Annotated in this window: 14 protein-coding genes; 7 read left to right on the top strand and 7 right to left on the bottom strand. The window is 72.4% G+C overall.

The features are described 5' to 3' along the window. Window positions 1–28: 28 nt before the first annotated feature. The 3 genes from AB0J33_RS13225 to AB0J33_RS13215 all read right to left on the bottom strand — a co-directional run bounded on the left by AB0J33_RS13225 (window position 29) and on the right by AB0J33_RS13215 (window position 3,000). The gene (locus AB0J33_RS13225) at window positions 29–664 is read right to left on the bottom strand and encodes a hypothetical protein (protein WP_363613005.1); all 636 of its coding nucleotides are present in this window, start codon (window positions 662–664) and stop codon (window positions 29–31) included. Between the two features lie 14 nt (window positions 665–678). After that, a complete protein-coding gene (locus AB0J33_RS13220; RefSeq protein WP_363613003.1) occupies window positions 679–1,770 on the bottom strand; it encodes an SRPBCC domain-containing protein in 1,092 nt (363 codons plus the stop codon). A 99-nt stretch (window positions 1,771–1,869) separates the two neighbouring features. Continuing rightward, window positions 1,870–3,000 carry a hypothetical protein gene (locus AB0J33_RS13215; protein WP_363613001.1) on the bottom strand — a complete coding sequence of 377 codons (1,131 nt, stop codon included), beginning with the start codon at window positions 2,998–3,000 and terminating at the stop codon, window positions 1,870–1,872. 140 nt (window positions 3,001–3,140) lie between these two features. Between AB0J33_RS13215 and AB0J33_RS13210 the strand changes: the two genes are divergently transcribed. Beyond that, a complete protein-coding gene (locus AB0J33_RS13210; RefSeq protein ID WP_363612999.1) occupies window positions 3,141–4,112 on the top strand; it encodes a hypothetical protein in 972 nt (323 codons plus the stop codon). Between the two features lie 67 nt (window positions 4,113–4,179). On the opposite strand, the gene AB0J33_RS13205 is transcribed toward AB0J33_RS13210, so the two are convergent. After that, complete coding sequence (locus tag AB0J33_RS13205) at window positions 4,180–5,289, bottom strand: lectin (RefSeq protein WP_363612997.1); 1,110 nt, start codon at window positions 5,287–5,289, stop codon at window positions 4,180–4,182. Window positions 5,290–5,630: 341 nt separating this feature from the next. Between AB0J33_RS13205 and AB0J33_RS13200 the strand changes: the two genes are divergently transcribed. Further along, the gene (locus AB0J33_RS13200; protein WP_363612995.1) at window positions 5,631–7,934 is read left to right on the top strand and encodes a M64 family metallopeptidase; all 2,304 of its coding nucleotides are present in this window, start codon (window positions 5,631–5,633) and stop codon (window positions 7,932–7,934) included. A 113-nt stretch (window positions 7,935–8,047) separates the two neighbouring features. Beyond that, window positions 8,048–8,320 carry a hypothetical protein gene (locus AB0J33_RS13195; RefSeq protein WP_363612993.1) on the top strand — a complete coding sequence of 91 codons (273 nt, stop codon included), beginning with the start codon at window positions 8,048–8,050 and terminating at the stop codon, window positions 8,318–8,320. A 33-nt stretch (window positions 8,321–8,353) separates the two neighbouring features. Here AB0J33_RS13195 and AB0J33_RS13190 read toward each other — a convergent pair whose 3' ends face one another. Next, complete coding sequence (locus AB0J33_RS13190; RefSeq protein WP_363612991.1) at window positions 8,354–9,622, bottom strand: Nramp family divalent metal transporter; 1,269 nt, start codon at window positions 9,620–9,622, stop codon at window positions 8,354–8,356. 192 nt (window positions 9,623–9,814) lie between these two features. Here AB0J33_RS13190 and AB0J33_RS13185 point away from each other — a divergent pair, with 192 nt between their 5' ends. From AB0J33_RS13185 to AB0J33_RS13170, 4 genes are all read left to right on the top strand, one after another. Then, a complete protein-coding gene (locus AB0J33_RS13185; RefSeq protein WP_030335957.1) occupies window positions 9,815–10,222 on the top strand; it encodes a GntR family transcriptional regulator in 408 nt (135 codons plus the stop codon). 85 nt (window positions 10,223–10,307) lie between these two features. Beyond that, a complete protein-coding gene (locus AB0J33_RS13180) occupies window positions 10,308–11,198 on the top strand; it encodes an ABC transporter ATP-binding protein (protein ID WP_363612989.1) in 891 nt (296 codons plus the stop codon). Further along, a complete protein-coding gene (locus tag AB0J33_RS13175; protein WP_363612987.1) occupies window positions 11,195–12,184 on the top strand; it encodes a transporter in 990 nt (329 codons plus the stop codon). Before AB0J33_RS13180 ends, AB0J33_RS13175 begins: the two co-directional genes overlap by 4 nt. A 144-nt stretch (window positions 12,185–12,328) precedes the next feature. Next, the gene (locus AB0J33_RS13170) at window positions 12,329–12,673 is read left to right on the top strand and encodes a hypothetical protein (protein ID WP_363612985.1); all 345 of its coding nucleotides are present in this window, start codon (window positions 12,329–12,331) and stop codon (window positions 12,671–12,673) included. A gap of 10 nt (window positions 12,674–12,683) precedes the next feature. Here the strand turns inward: AB0J33_RS13170 and AB0J33_RS13165 are convergent, their stop codons facing one another. After that, window positions 12,684–13,946, bottom strand: a complete 1,263-nt coding sequence (locus tag AB0J33_RS13165; protein ID WP_363612983.1) for an ROK family transcriptional regulator — start codon at window positions 13,944–13,946, stop codon at window positions 12,684–12,686. 109 nt (window positions 13,947–14,055) lie between these two features. Then, a complete protein-coding gene (locus tag AB0J33_RS13160; RefSeq protein ID WP_363612981.1) occupies window positions 14,056–15,159 on the bottom strand; it encodes a sugar-binding protein in 1,104 nt (367 codons plus the stop codon).

Raw genomic sequence — 15,159 nt, 5'->3', positions numbered from 1 at the left:
CGTCGGGCCGCCCACCGCACCTCCCAGGTCAGAACCGCTTGGCGTACGCCAGCGGCACGGTCGTCGACTGACCGTCCCACCTGCCCTTCAGCGTGGCTCCGGTCGACCCGTCGGCCCCGGCGTCCGGCCGCCGGACGACGACCAGCTCGACGGTGTCGGTGTCGATGACCGTGTGGTCCTCGTCGACGACCCGTCGCACGTTGCCGGCCGCGGGCGCGTCGTGGTCGACGGCGCCGTCGACCACGACGGTCACCGTCGGCTCGCGCACCTCACGTCGGCCGTCGACCTCGAAGTACTGCTCCGCCTGGCCGCTGCCGGTGAAGATCGCCTGGGCGAGCGCGGCGGCGTACACGGGGTCGACGCAACCGTCGTACACCCAGCGTCGGCCCAGCACCGAGTGCTCGGTCGTGCCGACCAGCCAGGCGTCCGCACCGTCGAGGGGCGCGGCGCGGTAGGTGAGCGGAACGTGGTGGACCGGCCCGTCGGCGGCTCCGACCAGCATCGTCTCGATGCCGACCTCGCCGGCCGGGTCGTCGAAGCGGTACGCGCCCCGGCTCACCATCTCGACACCGGGCGGCCCGGCGAACCAGGGTCGGCCGGGCAGCCAGGTCGTCAGCAGTTCGAGCTTGGTGGGGCGCAGGGTCGCCTTGTGCAGCAGTGCCATGACGGGCAGCCTAGTCAGAGGCCCGCGCAGGGGTTGCCAGCGATCGTGCAGCTCTCCGGTTCGCGGGCCTTCGGCCGGCTGTCGCGGACGTCGAAGCTGATCGTCTGGGATCCGCCGGGCGCCACGACGCCTCCGGTGAAGGTGATCGCCCGCCCGTCCTGCCGCCAGTTCGCGCCTTCGACGTCGTCGACGGTGGTGCCCTCGGCGAGGGTCACGACCACGGCCCAGTCCCCCACCGGCGCGCTGCCGGGGTTGTCGACCACGATCTCGCCGGTGTAGCCGAACAGTCGGCTGGAATCGGTCTCGTAACGGGCCACCATGGGCGCGGGCGGTGGGGGCGGCGGGGCCGACGCGGGCGTACGCGAGGGCTTCGCTGACGGGGTCCGGCTCGGGCGGGTGCTCGCCGACGCGGTCGTCGGCGAGGGGCGCGCCGACGGGGTCGCCGCCGACGCGACGGCGGTCTTGCCGGCCGTCACGGTCGGCGACGGTGTGGGCGTCGGTGTCGACGTGGCGGTCGGCTTCGACTCGGGCGGCAGCGTTATCCAGGCCGCCGTACCGGCCAGCAGCACCGCCCCGACCACCCCGGCGACCAGCGTGCGACGCCGACGGCGATTGCGGCCGGCCCCGCCGCGCGGGCCGACCAGCGGCAGCTCGGCGGTCAGCCCGCCGTCGCCGCGCCGCAGGTCGACCTGCTGGAAGGCGAGCCAGTCGAGGATGGCCGGCAGTCGTACGGTCAGCGCCTGCCGAAGCTGCTGCTCGCGCGGCTCGTGCTGGTCGGCGGACCAGGCACCGTGCGTGCTGACCTCCCGGACGTCCAGCCGACAGCCCTGCTTCGTGGCGGTGACCGTGCAGGTCAGCTCGCTGAGCCGGCCGGCCTCGTCGCAGGCCAGGACGAGGAGTTCCGGCTCCTGCCGCTCGGTCACCTCGACCTCGACGTCGGCCTCGAAGCCGGGCAGGGCTGCCGTGTGCAGCAGCAGCCGATCCGGTACGCCCTCCACCGTCTCGGCCTCGGCGAACCACCGGCCGAGCAACTCCCGATCGGTCAGTGCGAGCCAGACCCGGTCGGGCGGGTGGGACAGGTCGACCTGGGCACCGATCTCGATCACGGCGAGACTCTAACGGGTTGGCCGTCCGGCCCGTCCCGCCCGCCTGCCCGAGCCGGTCGCCGGTGTCCTGGTCAACCCCAGCCGCACGGGCTGGTCCGCTCACTGACGCGCGGTGTGCCGCCACCGCAGCAGACCGGCCAGCCCGAGCAGCGCCAGCAGCGTCCCGGCTCCGGCCAGCAGCGGCCAGGTTCGCGCAGCCGCGCCGGCGACCTTTCCGCCGGCCGGACGGATCGCCGTGGGCTCCGCCGGGCCAGCGGACTCCGACGGGGGTGCGGCGGCGGTGGCCGTACGGTCGGTGGCCGGATAGCGCAGGATCGTCGGGCGGGTGCCGGCTGGTTGACCGGCGGACTCGGAGACGGTGAGCAACGAGCGGCCATCGCGACTGTAGGTGATCGACTCGCCCTGGGGTTCGTCCGGCAACGGGGTGATCCGCGGCTTGCCGGCGGTCAACGCGCGGACCACATCGCCGTCGGGTACGTCGTACTCGAAGGCGTCGGCGTAGCTGCGCAACACCACCCGCCGGCCGTCCGGCGCGCTCGCCGCGCCGGTGACCACCCCGCGCCCGAGGAACGAGAACGGGTTGCTGGTCGTGGTCGTCGGCAGGGTCACCTGGCCGAGCGCCGCCATCGGCGTCGTCGCGTCCGGCCGCAGCGCGCTGCTCGGCGCGTACAGGTAGACGGTGCCGCTGCCGCCCTTGGTGACGATCAGCGGCCGACCCGACGCGTCGAGCAGCAGCGCCTCGGCGTCGTGCGGACGATCCGGATAGGTCATCCGGTGCAGCACCGGCCGCGTCGCCCCGGGCGCGAGCCGCCACACCCCGACCGTCGGCCGAGAGCCGTCGTTGTCACCGATGTCGGCGACCCAGACGGTGCCGTCCCGGCCGATGGCCAGGTCCTCCGTGTCGCGGGGCTGGGACGGGAAGGGGACGGCCCGCACCACCGCGCAGCGCCGGTCGAGGAAGAAGATCCGGCGGCGGGCCTCGTCGTCCGCGCCGTCGTTGATCACGACGTACCCGTCGTCGGTGGCGACCATGCCGGATATCTCGCGCAGCCGCTCGTCGCGCACCTGGCAGACCGCCGTTCCGGCCGCCGCGCCCGTCGTGGAGGTGGCGGCGGTGGAGGCGGTCGGCGCCAGCAGGAGAGCTGGCGGTATCGCGCCGGCGAGCAGGGCGGCCAGCACCGCCCCCGCGCCGGCACACCGCCGCCAGGTCAACCGTCCGCGTACCCGCATCGCCCACCCTCCTCGCCGTGGCCGCGACCCGGCCACCCGCCCATCCTGGCCGATCGCGGCCACCGGTGGCGGTCATCGCGGGGACGCGCCCGAGCCCCTGGTCGATGTACTGTCGCTGCGCCTGATTCTGGTTCGGAGAGGTGGCTATGTCTGCAAGCGGCACCGCGCCGGCCAACCGTTACGGACGGCGACTGCTGCGCCGCCTCGGCCGCCCGGCCGGTGGCACGGCGCTCGCCCTGGTGCCGCTCGCCGCGGTCATCTGTGGCCTGTTCACCGGCGCGCTGGCCAGCAGGGCCGCCTGGGAGACGTCTCGGCCGCAGCCCGACCGGGCCGAGGCCGCCGCCATCCTGACCGAGGTCTTTCCCGGTCACGACCTCGGCGAGATCGACACCCCGCCCGCGCTGTTCGTCGTCTACGGGCACGCGCTGCGCCTGAACACCGTCAAGACCCTGTTGTTCGGTGACGGTGGCGAATACCAGGAGAGCGCCACCGGCGCCGCCGCCTTCGGCGCGCCGCCGGTGCCCGCCGCGCAGATCGTCACCGAAGCCCGCGAACACCTGACCGGTGCCGGCTGGCGGGTGTACGACCCGCAGGTGTCCGACCGCGTCAGCTGCGCGGACAAGTTCTGTGCCACCCCGCAGGCGGTCACCGACACCGCCCTGACCGCCAGACGTGGCGACACCATCCTGAACGCCTCGGTCTCCTCGCAGACCGCCGTGGACGCCACCTACCTCTCGGTCGAGGTGCACCGCGCGCCACCACCCCTGGTGGTCCCCGCCGGGGTGCTCGGCACGCTGCTGGGCGCGGCGGCCGGTTGGGTGGTCTTCGGCTGGGTCAGTCGACGCACCGAGGGGCGCCGACGCCGCGGCGTGGTGAACGCCCTCGTCGGTGTCGCCACGGTGCTGTGGTGGCTGCCGGTCCTGCTGAGCGTTCCGTCCCTGCTGCGACACCACCTCGGTGAGCCGCACCCGGCCTGGCACCCGTTCTGGGAGTGGCTGGGCCAGCCGACCGCCTCGCTGCTCTTCCTGGTCGGCGCGGTGTGCGTGCTGCTGGCGCTGGGGCTCGCCGCCGCCACCCGCCGGCGTGGCACACCCGAGGCGCCGGTCGGCTGAGCGCCGCTGGCCCGGCTCACCGCCCGCCCGAGGCCGGCCCCCGTCCCGGGGACCGGCCGGGCGTCCGCTACCGGGTGGACCAGCGCTGCGCGCCGCTGCCGTTGCACGTCCAGAGCTGCGTGGCCGTGCCGTTGGCCGTGCCGCCGGAGGTCACGTCCACGCACTTGCCGGCGGAGGTCAGCACGATCGCGCCGTCGGTACGGAAGGTGAACCGCTGCGCGGCGGTGCCGTTGCACGTCCAGATCTGCACCCTGGTGCCGTCGGCGCTGGCTCCGCCGTTCACGTCCAGACACCGGTCACCGTAGACCCGCAGTTCTCCGGCGGCGGTACGCGTCCAGCGCTGGTTGGTGCCGCCGTGACACTCCCAGATGATCGTGGGGGCGCCGGCGGTGGTGCTGGCGCCGGAGACGTCCAGGCATCGCCCGGAGGCGGGGTTGACCAGGCCGACCGGGGTGCCCACCGGCGGAACACCCGCCGGAACCAGGCTGCCGGGCACCGATTGCAACGCCGCGTACCAGCGGGCCGCCATCTTGTCGTATCCGCCCGCGTTGGGGTGCACGCCGTCGGCGAGGTCGGCGGTGGTGAGCGCGGCGTGCATGTCGACCAGGTGCACCCGGCTGCCCTTCTGCGCCACGATGCCGGGTATCGCCGCGTTGTACGTCTGCACCCGAGCCTCCAGGTTCGGGTCGGACTCCGGGGTGATGGTGGCGACGAAGACGTCCGCCCCCGGCGCCGTCGACGTGATCTTGTCGATGAGGGCGGAGAGCCGGGCCGGCGCGTTGGCTAGGTTGTAGTTCTGGTTCACGTCGTTGGTGCCGATGTGCAGCAGCACGGTGCGCGGGTCGGTGGCCCGCAGCCAGGCGACGATGTTGGCGTCCAGCTGGTCGATGCGCCAACCGGAGTGGCCCTCGTGGTCGTGGTCACCGAGGCTGGCCGGCCCGTTGAACCCCGAGCCGACGAAGTCGACGGTGTAGCCGCCGGCGGCGAGCCGCTGCCACAGGTTGATCCGGTACCCGCCCGGCACGTTGAACCCGTCGGTGATCGAGTCACCGAGTGGCATCACCCGTACGCCGCCGTTCGACTCGGCCTGCGCGGGTGCGACCTGGGCCAGCCCCAGCACGGCGCCGAGGACGAGCCCGAAGGCCCCGGCGGCGGCCCGTCGTGCGTTGAATCGCATGGTTGATCCCTCTCCTCGAAGGTCGTCCGGGACCGTCGGTGGTACGCCGTCCGCCGAAAACGACGACCACACCCCGGACAGATCCATTGATGTTTGACGATGACCGTGCCGGGCGGGAGTGATTGCGGCACGGACGCGAGCCGAACGCCGAGCTGGCTGCGCCGAGCGGTCCCGGGGTGATCGGGTCCGAGGTCCACCGAGGACGGCCGAGGGTTACCTGTGGGTCCGGCGACCGGTACGGTCCCAGATGTCCACGGTCGTGGCAGACCCGGACGACGGCGCCCTGCCGGGCCCGGCGTCCGGCACCGTCAGGCCGACCGGCACATGGGAAGGGGCGCAGGGTGCGGATCAGAGCGGGCTTGTGCGTCGCGGCGCTCGTCGCGGCGGGACTGACGGTCGGCACACCGGCCGCCGCCACACCGTCCGCCGCGTCGGCGGCCAGCGCCACGGTGGTGCCGATCCAGGTGACCGGAGACCCGGCGACGCGCTTCAACCTGGTGCTGTTGGGCGACGGGTACACCGAGGCGGACCTGCCCACGTTCCGGTCCCACGTGGAGCGGCACCTCAACACCCTGTGGACGATTGAGCCGTTCAAGTCGTACCGCAGCTACTTCAACGTCTACGCCGTCGAGATCGTGTCGGCCGAGTCCGGGGTGGACTGCGACCCCGGCCTGTCCGCGCCGCAACGGGACACCGCGCTGGACATGGGCTTCTGGGGCGGGTGCAACCCGGCCAGCGTGCAACGCCTGCTCACCGTCGACGGGTCCGCCGCGAACGCGTACGCCGACCTGGCCGTCGGCACCAACCCGGGCAATCGGCAGCTGATCGCGCTGGCCAACAGCGGCACCTACGGTGGGGCCGGCGGCAGCAACGCCACCGCCTCCGGCGGCAACGCGCTCTCCGCGCTGATCAGCCCGCACGAGCTGGGGCACTCGCTCGGCGGCTTGCAGGACGAGTACGACTACTACGGCCGTGGGGTGCCGGGCGACATCTACCGCGGGCCGGAACCGGACTCGGTGCACCACACTGTGCTGACCGAGCAGCAGATGCGCGACACCCGGGCCAAGTGGTGGCGCTGGCTGGGCGAACCGAGTGAGGCGGGCGGGACGATCGGCCGCTACGAGGGCGGTCTCTACCTCCAGCGTGGGGTGTGGCGACCGAGCCGGCACTCGATGATGAAGTCGTTGGGCTTCTACTTCGACCAGGTCGGCCGGGAGCGGATGACCGAACGGATCGCGGGCCGGGTCGGCATCGTGCAGGGTGGCACCGCCACCGACCCGGTGGTGGGAGCGGACCGACTGCTCTGGGTGGACACCCTGCACCCGGTGAGCCACGCGTTGACCGTGACGTGGTCGGTGGACGGCCGGGCGGTGCCGCGCACCGGCAACGCCCGCCACCTGGACCTGCGGTCGCTGCGGCTGACCCCCGGCCGGCACACGGTGACCGCCACGGTGACCGACCCGACGGAGTTCGTCCGCGACCCGGCGGTCCGCAGCTCACCCGCGCTGACCCAGACCCGCACGTGGACCGTGGACACCTCGGTGCGTACCCCGCCGGTGACGCCGCCGCTGGCGATCACCGCTTCCACCGCGACCGATCGACCGGTCGGCGCGCGCGATGTCGTGTACGTGCGGACCAGCCAGCCCACCGACCGGGCGCCGCGGGTGAGCTGGTCGCTCGACGGCCGACCGGTGGCCGACACCGGCACCGACCGGGACGTGGACCTGGGCGCCCTGCGCCTGTCGCGGGGCAGCCATCGGCTGACCGCCCGGGTCAGCGACCCGGCGAGCGGGAAGGCGGTGACCCGCACCTGGGCGGTCGACGCGACGCGGCCCGACGTGGCGTACGCGCTCTCCGTGCCGCTGCTCACCACCACCCGGCCCGGCCGACCCACCGAGTACGTGTACAACGGCCCGTTCACCATGGGGTTGACCGGCACCGACGACGGCGCCGGGCAGGTCACCTCGGAGTTCCGGCTCGACGGCGACGGGTGGCACAACTACTACGGTTGGCCCACCGACGCCCGTTCGCCGTTCCTGTTCACCGCCACCGGCACCGACGTGGACGGCCTGGTCTACGGCAACCTCGGCTCGGGCGGCCTGTCGGTGTCCCCGTTCGCCGAGCGGTCCCCCGGGTACGGCCGGCACACCATCGAGTACCGGGGCATCGACGCGGTCGGCAACATCGGGGCGGCAAAGGCGTTCGTGGCCACGGTGATCCCGCCACCGCCGGCCTGCACCACCGTGATAACCGGCCGACACGCCGGTCCGCTGACGGTTGCCGCCGGCGTCACCTGCCTGCGCGCGGCCACCGTGACCGGCCCGGTCACCGTCGCACCGGGCGCCGCCCTGGTCGCCGAGGACGCCACCATCACCGGAAGTCTGGCGGCGTCCCGTGCCACCGCCGTCGAGTTGCTCAACACCGAGGTACGCGGCGCGGTGGCGCTGACCGGCACCACCGACCACGTCACGCTGGTGGGGGCGCGGGTGGCCGGCCCGCTGGCGCTGGCCGGTACCGCATCGGCGCCCATCCTCGCCGGCGGCCAGGTCGGCGCGTTGGCCTGCTCGGGCGGTCTCGCCCCGGTCGACCTGGGGTCACCCACCACGGTTCGGGGCGCGACCACCGGCCACTGCCGCGCGGCCTGAGCATTTTTCGCAGAGATCGCGCGGAACGCGACCGGAATGGGCGGCCTGAGTGCGGCGGTGCTGGGTAGGCAACGGCCCGACGGCCCGTCGACACCGCCGGTGGGAGGCTCCGAATGAGTACGTACCGAGATGAACAGGACAGCGCGCTTCCTCCTCCGGAGGCGGATGCCCTTGAGCAACGGCAGGACGCGTTCGACGTCGGGCCGCCGGACCGGGTATCGGGTGACGTGGACCCGGAGGCGGCCGAGGCCGACCTGGCCGAGCAGGGCGCCTACCCGGCGGGCACCCTTGAGGAGGTGACGTCACTGCCGGGCGACGCCAACCCCGCGGACGCCCTCGAACAGCGCCAGGAGATCCCGACCCGCGACGAGGGCCGCCGCACCTGAGCACACCCGCTCGCACCGACCCGACGGCCGGGCTCAGCCGGTGGCGACCTGCCAGAGCAGGAACGCGTTGAGCGCGACCACCAGCACGGCCACCAGGGACGCGGCGGCGGTGGTGAGGGGGTGGTTGACCAGGTTGCCCATCAGGTCGCGTCGGCGGGTGAAGGCCACCACCGGGATCAGCGCGAACGGGATGCCGAAGCTGAGGATGACCTGGGACAGCACGAGCGCCCGGGTCGGGTCGAGGCCGATGGCCAGCACGACCAGGGCGGGCAGCAGGGTGACCAGCCGGCGCAGCAGCAGCGGTACCCGCCGCCGCAGGAAACCCTGCATGATCACCTCCCCGGCGTAGGTGCCGACGCTCGTGGAGGCGAGCCCCGACACCAGCAAAGCGACGGCGAAGCCGAACGCCGCGGCGGTGCCGATGCTCTGGCCGAGGCCGGCGTGCACCCCCTCCAGGGTGTCCGCGCCACCCGGGCCACCGCCCCGGAAGCTCGCCGCCGCGATCAGCAGCATGGCGAGGTTGACCGCGCCGGCCGCGCTCAGGGCGAGCAGGACGTCGGTGCGCTGACCGCGGAACAGGATCCGACGCTCGGTGTCGTCGGCGGCGGGGATGCGGTCGCGGGTCAGCGCGGAGTGCACGTAGATGACGTGCGGCATGACGGTCGCGCCGAGGACGCCGGCGGCCAGCAGCACACTGTCCGTGCCCTGTAGGCGCGGCACCAGGCCGGCCAGGGCCGAGCCGGGATCGGAGCCGGAGGCGAGCAGGTTGGCGGCGAAGGCCAGGACGATCACACCGAGCAGCACGGCGATGGTGATCTCGAAGGAGCGGTACCCGCGCGAGCGCAACGCGAGCACGGCGAACGCGGCCGTGCCGATGATGATGCCGCCGGGCAGCAGGGGGATGCCGAAGAGCAGGTAGAGGGCGACCGCACCACCGATCACCTCGGCCAGGTCGGTGGCCATGGCGACCAACTCGGCCTGCACCCACAGCACCCGGTTCACCGGCCGGGGCAGCCGCTCCCGGCACAATTCGGGCAGGCTACGCCCGGTGGCGAGGCCCAGCTTGGCGGTGAGCGTCTGCACCAGCATCGCCATCAGGTTGGCCACCACCACGACCCAGACCAACAGGTAGCCGTAGCGGGCACCGGCGGCGGAGTTGGTGGCGAAGTTGCCGGGGTCGACGTAGGCGACGGCGGCGACGAACGCCGGGCCGAGCAGGATCACCCGCCCGCGTATCCGACCCCGGGCGCGAGCAGCCTGTAGTGGAGTCGCCCTCGACGTCGTCAGTTCGTCGGTGGCCATCGAACACCTCCCCGTCCACGCGGATCGCCCCCGGTCCCTTCCCGTCGGGTTGGCCCGTCGGTGCCAACTTCTGGCCTGCCGGTGCCATCACGCTCGACACGCCGGCCGGCACCGCACTTGACAGCCGGTGACTCTCCGATAAAGCTGTCTATTAGTCCTACTGTCGTAGGACAACAGGAAGGATCTTCGGGAGTGATCGAGTTCGTACTGGACAGCCGATCGAAGGTGAACACCTACATGCAGCTGGTGCAGCAGGTGAAACAGGCGCTGCGGGTCGGCCTGCTGACACCGGGCGACCAGTTGCCAAAGGTCCGCGACGTCGCGCAGTCCCTGGCGATCAACCCCAACACGGTGCTCAAGGCGTACCGGGAGTTGGAGATCGAGGGTCTGGTCGGCGGCCGACCCGGGGTGGGCACGTTCGTCCAGCGCACCCTGGCCGGCGCGTCCCTGCCCAATCAGGCCGAGCTGCGCGACGACCTGGTCGCCTGGCTGCACCGGGCGCAGGCTGCCGGCCTCACGGCCGAGGACGTCATCGCCCTGGTGGAGACGACACTGCGTGCCACCCTCGCCGACGACGCCCCGCAGAAGGAGCCCGCGTGAGCGAGCAGAGCGAGCGAACCATCAGGCACCGCAGGCACTCGCGCGACCGCGAAGCGGTGGCGTGAACGAAACGAGAGGACAAGGGATGGACATGGTCTTGGAGGCAGACCGGCTCGGCAAGCGGTACGGCAGCACCTGGGCGTTACGGGACTGCTCACTGCACCTGCCCGCCGGCCGGATCGCCGCGTTGGTCGGCCCGAACGGCGCGGGCAAGAGCACCCTGCTGCACCTGGCCGTCGGGCTCCTCAAACCCGACGCGGGCACGGTCCGGGTGTTCGGCCGGTCGCCGTACGGCGACACGGAGGGTCTGGCCGACATCGGCTTCGTCGCCCAGGACACCCCGCTGTACCGGGATTTCACGGCGGCCGAGCTGGTCGTCGTCGGCGGCAAGCTGAACAGGCGGTGGGACGCGGCGTTGGCCCGCAACCGGCTGGCGCAGCTCGGCATTCCACCGGACAAGCCGGTCGGCAAGCTCTCCGGCGGGCAACGCGCCCAGGTGGCACTCGCCCTGGCGCTGGCCAAGCAACCCCGGCTGCTGCTGCTCGACGAGCCGGTCGCCAGCCTCGACCCCCTGGCCCGGCGTGAGTTCCTCCAGTCACTGATGGGCAGTGTCGCGGAGTCGGGCACCACCGTCCTGCTCTCCTCACACCTGCTGGCCGACCTGGAACGGGTCTGCGACTACCTGATCGTGCTCAACGCCTCCCAGGTGCAGCTCACCGGCGCCGTCGACGACCTGGTCGCCGGGCACCGGCAGCTCGTCGGGCCACGCCACGACGGCGGCGCAATCGGGGGCGTCGCCGCGGTGGTCCGGGCCAGCCACACCGACCGGCAGTCCACGCTGCTGGTCCGCACCGACGGGCCGGTCACCGATCCGGCCTGGACGGTCCGCGACGTCAGCCTGGAGGACATCGTGCTGGCCTACCTGGCCGACGGCAGCACGCAGACCAGTCACAGCGAGTGGGGGGTAGCAGCATGATCTGGTTGACCTGGCGGCAGCACCGCAAGCAGGCGTTCTACACCCTGCTGGGGCTCGTGGCGCTCGCCGCCCTGTTGGTGCCGATCGGCCTGTCGATGCGCAACACCTTCAGCGACCTCGGGCTGACGGAGTGCGTCAGCCAGCTCGCCCGCGCCGACGTGGCGCAGGCGACCCGGGACAGCTGCGAGGCGGGCTTCCACCGCTTCGGCAACCAGTACGGCAGTCTCAACCTGGTTGCCGTACTGCTGATCACGCTCCCGGCGTTGGTCGGCCTGTTCTGGGGCGCCCCACTGGTCGCCCGCGAGGTGGAGCACGGCACGCACCGGTTCGTCTGGACCCAGGGCGTCGGCCGGACCCGCTGGGCCCTGGTGAAGTTCGGGCTGGTCGGCGCGGCCGTCGTCCTTCTCGCGTCGCTCTACGGCCTCGGCATGTCGTGGTGGGTCGAGCCGCTCACCCAGGCCACGCACGAGGGCCGGCTCGGCATGATCGTCTTCGACCTCCAGGGCATCGTCCCGATCGGCTACACCCTGTTCGCCGTGGCGCTCGGCGTTTTCGCCGGCACCGTGTGGAAGCGGATGCTGCCCGCCATGGGCATCACCCTCGCCGGGTTCATCGGGGTACGGGCGGCGGTGGAGATCCTCGCTCGACCGCGCTACCAGCCGGCCCGCACCCAGACCTTCCCGATCGAGGGGGACGGGCCACCGGAGATCAGCCGGGGGGACTGGATCCTCACCCAGGGCGTCCGGAACCCGGACGGGACGATGATCGCGGAGGACACCCGGATCCAGTGCCCGCCGGGCGGAAAGGGGCCGGACGGTCGGGTCTGCGGGTCCGAGTTGGGCCTCGAACCGGGCGCGTACAACTGGCAGCTGTACCAGCCAGCGGACCGGTTCTGGCTGTTCCAGGGCGTCGAGACGGGCATCTTCGTCGCCCTGGCCCTGCTCCTGCTCTACCTCGCCGTCCGGCGGGTGCGTCGGATCGCGTGACTCGACAACGGGTGATCGCCGGGGCCACGGGGGCTCGGCGATCACCCGCCAGGACGAGCCGAGCCGGCTCCAGTCGGAGGCCGCGCCCGTCGGCGCCCGCGGCCGGCGGCGTACGGGTCGGGTCGATCGACTAGGTTCGGCGAGATGACGGTCTCGTTGGATGGGCGGCGGTTCGCCGCGGTGGCGGATGTGGTGGCCGGCGAGGTGGGCACCGAGACCGTCTTCGAGTACCACGAGGCGGCCGGTGAGGTGTGGGCCGAGTACGCCGGAGGGGCCATTCGGCGCGGCCGGCTCGTCGGCACCCGCGACGGCGACCGGCTGGACTTCCGGTACGTCCAGCTCAACATCGACGGGCAGACCTCCTCCGGGCACTGTGTGTCCGAGGTGTCGGTGCTGCCCGATGGCCGGGTCCGGCTGCACGAGACCTGGTCGTGGGAGTCCCGGCCGGGCAGCGGCAGCAGTCTGGTGGAGGAGCTGCCGGCTCGGTGACGACTCGCGGCTACCCGGGCTCGGCTGCACCGACCTGACCCGCCACGCCGACGTTCAGCGGATCGGCCAGGAGTTTGTCGAACGCCAACTCGGCGGCGCCGATCAGGACGGCGTCGCGGCCGAGAGCCGCCGCGCGCAACTGAAGGTGCTCGCGGGAGGCGGGCAGGGGCATGGTGTCGAGCCGGTGCCGGACCACGTCCGCTCCGGCGGTGAAGATGTCGCGCAGCGAGCCGCCGAACACCACGGCGTCCGGGTTGACCACGTTGACCAGGTTCGCCACGCCGAAGCCGAGCCAGTCGGCGACCCGCTCGACCGCCTGCCGGGCCGTCGGGTCGCCGTCCGCCGCCGCGCGTAGTACCTCGGCCACCGCCGCGCGGTCGCTCGGATCGCGGCCGGCGTGCCGCAGCAACGCGGCTTCGGAGATCTCGGTCTCCCAACAGCCGCGCGAACCGCAGCCGCAGGGCAGGCCATCGGGGTTGACGACCATGTGGCCGACCTTGCCGCTGTGACCGCGGTGGCCGATCATCAGTCGGCCGCCGACGATGATGCCGGCGCTGATGCCCAGGTCGCCATGCAGGTAGATGACGTCGTCGATGCCCACCGCGACGCCCCGGACGTGCTCGGCCAGGCCGGCGATGTCGGCCAGGTCGCCGGCCACGAACCCGGGACCGGCGCTGAACTCCGCCTCCAGTGCGGCGCCGAGCGTCTCGTCGAGGCTGGCGATCCGGATCCTGCCGTCCGGGTCACGGGTGGTGTCGGTGACCGCGGCGGCGCCGCCGACCAGCAGCGCGTCGGCGCCCACCGCGCGTTCCATGTCCCGGACCAGCCCGGCGAGGGGGCCGACGGCGTCGAGCGCCGACATGCCGGTGGGTCGCGGGATCTCCCGCAGATCGAGGATCTGTCCGCCGAGGCCGACCCGGGCGGCGCGCAGCCGGTCCGCGTCGATGCTCAACGCGTGTGCGTAGACCCGGTCGGAGCGGGGACTGACCACCAGTGAGGGGCGGCCGGCGCGGCGGGTGGTGGTCGGTGCCTCCTCGGTGACCAGACCACTGCTGACCAGGTCGGCCGCGAGGGCGCCGATGGTGCTTCGGTTGAGACCGAGCCGGCTGGTCAGCTCGGCCCGGGACGTCGGCCCGTGCAGGTGGACGTAGCGCAGCACAGCGCCGAGGTTCTGCCGCCGGATCTCCTCCTGGCTGGCGCCCGGGGGCGACGGCAGCGGGGATTCGGTGTTGCGGCCGACGCCGGCTGGCCTGGCCCGTACTGGTGTCGCCACGGTCAGACCTCCTTCCGGGTCGGTGCCGGTTGGTGCGGGGGTGCAGGGACGACGATGGGTCCCGGTAGAGGAGACCCGGGACCCATCGGCGTTACCTACCGTGCGGTGGTTACTTGGTGAGCGGCGCGAGCTTCGGGTCGTTGGCGTACGCCTCAGCCGCGTTCGCCTTGGTGACGGCGACCGGCGGGAGCAGGTACGTGTCGACGACCTTGCTGCCGTTGTTGTAGGACTTGGTGTCGTTCACCTGCGGGGCGTTGCCGGCCTGGAGAGCCTTGACCATGTTGATGGTCTCCTTCACCAGGTTGCGGGTGTCCTTGTTGATCGTCATGTACTGCTCGCCAGCGACGATCGACTTGACCGACTCGACCTCGGAGTCCTGACCGGTGACGACCGGGGTCGGCTTGCCGGCACCCTTGACCGAGGTCAGGATGGCGCGGGCCAGCGTGTCGTTCGGGGAGAGGACGCCGTCCAGCTCCTTGCTGCCGTAGGTCGAGGTCAGCAGCTGGTCCATGCGGGCCTGCGCACCCTCGGCCTTCCAGCCCTGGATGGCGGTCTGCTTGACGTCCTTCTGACCCGAGGCGACGACGACGGTGCCCTTGTCGATCTCCGGCTTGAGCACGCTCATCGCGCCGTCGAAGAAGACACCGGCGTTGTTGTCGTCCGGCGAGCCGGAGAACAGCTCGATGTTGTACGGGCCGTTCGGCTTCTTGGCCTTCATGCCGTCCAGCAGGGCCTGGCCCTGGAGCTGGCCGACCTTGAAGTTGTCGAACGCGACGTAGTAGTCGAGGTCCGGCGTGTTCTTGATCAGACGGTCGTACGCGATCACCTTGGCGCCGGCGGCGTGCGCGGCGGCGACCTGGGTCGACAGCTGCGCGGCGTCGGTCGCGCCGATGACGATGACCTTGGCGCCCTTGGTGGTCATGGCGGTGATCTGGGCCTGCTGGTCGGCGACCGTGGTCGACGCGCCGGCGTACTGCACGTCAGCCTGGAAACCGGCCTCCTTGAGACCGTTGGTGAACAGGTCACCGGCGAGGACCCAGTTTTCCGAGGTCTTGGCCGGGAGGGCCACGCCGATCAGCGAGTTCGCCGCGAAGCCCTTGGCTGCCTCGCCGCCGGAGCCGCTGTCGCCGTCGCGGCCGGAGCCGCAGCCGGCGAGGGCCAGCATGGCGGCGGCGCTGATGGCCACCACCGACGTGCCGAAGATTTTACGCAT

It is taken from the genome of Micromonospora sp. NPDC049645, assembly GCF_040675155.1.
GTDB lineage: Bacteria > Actinomycetota > Actinomycetes > Mycobacteriales > Micromonosporaceae > Micromonospora.
Note: the sequence above shows the minus strand (reverse complement) of the source record. Positions and strands in the feature narration are given on the sequence as shown.

Coding starts and splice junctions, on each gene's coding strand:
- AB0J33_RS13160 (WP_363612981.1), bottom strand. CDS start 15,159: ATGCGTAAAATCTTCGGCACGTCGGTGGTGGCCATCAGCGCCGCCGCC.
- AB0J33_RS13225 (WP_363613005.1), bottom strand. CDS start 664: ATGGCACTGCTGCACAAGGCGACCCTGCGCCCCACCAAGCTCGAACTG.
- AB0J33_RS13215 (WP_363613001.1), bottom strand. CDS start 3,000: ATGCGGGTACGCGGACGGTTGACCTGGCGGCGGTGTGCCGGCGCGGGG.
- AB0J33_RS13170 (WP_363612985.1), top strand. CDS start 12,329: ATGACGGTCTCGTTGGATGGGCGGCGGTTCGCCGCGGTGGCGGATGTG.
- AB0J33_RS13175 (WP_363612987.1), top strand. CDS start 11,195: ATGATCTGGTTGACCTGGCGGCAGCACCGCAAGCAGGCGTTCTACACC.
- AB0J33_RS13180 (WP_363612989.1), top strand. CDS start 10,308: ATGGACATGGTCTTGGAGGCAGACCGGCTCGGCAAGCGGTACGGCAGC.
- AB0J33_RS13195 (WP_363612993.1), top strand. CDS start 8,048: ATGAGTACGTACCGAGATGAACAGGACAGCGCGCTTCCTCCTCCGGAG.
- AB0J33_RS13205 (WP_363612997.1), bottom strand. CDS start 5,289: ATGCGATTCAACGCACGACGGGCCGCCGCCGGGGCCTTCGGGCTCGTC.
- AB0J33_RS13190 (WP_363612991.1), bottom strand. CDS start 9,622: ATGGCCACCGACGAACTGACGACGTCGAGGGCGACTCCACTACAGGCT.